Genomic DNA, 1,114 nt, shown 5'->3' on the forward strand with positions numbered 1-1,114 from the left:
GCGGCGGCGTCGGCGGCGGCGGATGCGAACGGGAACCCGGCAGCGGTTGCTGCGGGGAACGCGGACGCGTCCACCCAGGCCAGCGCGGCAGCGGACGTGACCGCAGCGGCAGCGTCTCAGGCGGCAGCCAACGCGGATGCCTCCACGGCGGCGTCGGCGGATGTGTCGACCGCAGCTGACGCGGCAGCGCAGGCTGCAGCAGAGGCGGCAGCGAACGGTGACAACTCGTCGAACACCAACGGCGCGGCGTCTGCTGCGGCGAACGGTGATGCGACGGCGGCGGCTTCGGCAGCGGCGATCGCGGACGCGACCACGGATGCGTCGGGGCTGGAGGATGCTTCGGCATCGGCGAGCACGTCTGCTTCGACGGATGCTTCTGCTTCGACGGATGCTTCGGCTTCGACGAATGCTTCGGCTTCGACGAATGCTTCGGCTTCGACGAATGCTTCGGCTTCGACGAATGCTTCGGCTTCGGGGAACGCGTCGGGGTCTGGGGACGATGACCTGGCGAAGACCGGTCTCGACTCCAGTGCCGTGGGCTGGGCGATGGCAGCTGCTCTCGCACTCGGCCTGGGTGGTCTGGTGATGTTCTTCATCGCCCGGCGCCGTAAGCACGAAGACGAGGTGCAGGAGGAAGCTGTGAGCTAACACTCGCAAAGAAGCAAGGCAGAGAGCCCGGGCGTATGCCCGGGCTCTCTGTCGCTATCTTTGCCGCGCGGGGGAACGACTTGGGGCTGCATGCATGATGCCCGGCCTGTGCCGGTGTCTTTGTCTGTGCAGAGGACAGCACGAGTGGAGATCGAGCGCAAGTGCGACCGGTCTTCTTCTTCCCCATCGAAAGGCCCGCCATGAGCAGCGACCCCACCTTCGATTCCGACCCGTAAAGCTCTGATCCCTCGCCGGACTTCTTCGACCAGCTGATCGAGACCGCACCCCGTGACCAGCAGGGCGCGTTCACCGTCGGTTTCCGCGGCTACGACAAGGGTGAGGTCGACGCCGCACTCGCGACCCTTCGCAACCAGCTCAAGCAGGCGGCGGCCGACGTCGCCGAGGCGCAGGCTCGCGAAGAGGAGGCCGTCGAAGCGGTGCGCGAAGAGGAGCGCAAGGCCCGCGA

Annotated in this window: 3 protein-coding genes; 1 reads left to right on the forward strand and 2 read right to left on the reverse strand. The window is 67.2% G+C overall.

All coding sequences use genetic code 11. The annotated features are described in order from the left end of the window. Nucleotides 1-116 precede the first annotated feature (116 nt). Nucleotides 117-596, reverse strand: coding sequence for a hypothetical protein (locus ACWGO6_RS19140; protein WP_452327690.1), 480 nt, complete (start codon nt 594-596; stop codon nt 117-119). Between ACWGO6_RS19140 and ACWGO6_RS19145 the strand changes: the two genes are divergently transcribed. Continuing rightward, on the forward strand, nt 547-648 hold the full coding sequence (locus tag ACWGO6_RS19145; protein ID WP_452327689.1) for a hypothetical protein: 102 nt from the start codon (nt 547-549) through the stop codon (nt 646-648). The genes ACWGO6_RS19140 and ACWGO6_RS19145 overlap by 50 nt on opposite strands. Here ACWGO6_RS19145 and ACWGO6_RS19150 read toward each other — a convergent pair. After that, nucleotides 645-1,114: hypothetical protein (locus ACWGO6_RS19150; protein ID WP_452327688.1), on the reverse strand; the 470-nt coding region annotated here is incomplete at its 5' end. The two genes, ACWGO6_RS19145 and ACWGO6_RS19150, sit on opposite strands and share 4 nt — an antisense overlap.

The sequence above is a fragment of the Microbacterium sp. NPDC055665 genome, from assembly GCF_053618035.1.

Excerpts from the sequence above, each read along its gene's own strand:
- ACWGO6_RS19145 (WP_452327689.1), top strand. The coding sequence starts at position 547 with ATGGCAGCTGCTCTCGCACTCGGCCTGGGTGGTCTGGTGATGTTCTTC.
- ACWGO6_RS19140 (WP_452327690.1), bottom strand. The coding sequence starts at position 596 with ATGAAGAACATCACCAGACCACCCAGGCCGAGTGCGAGAGCAGCTGCC.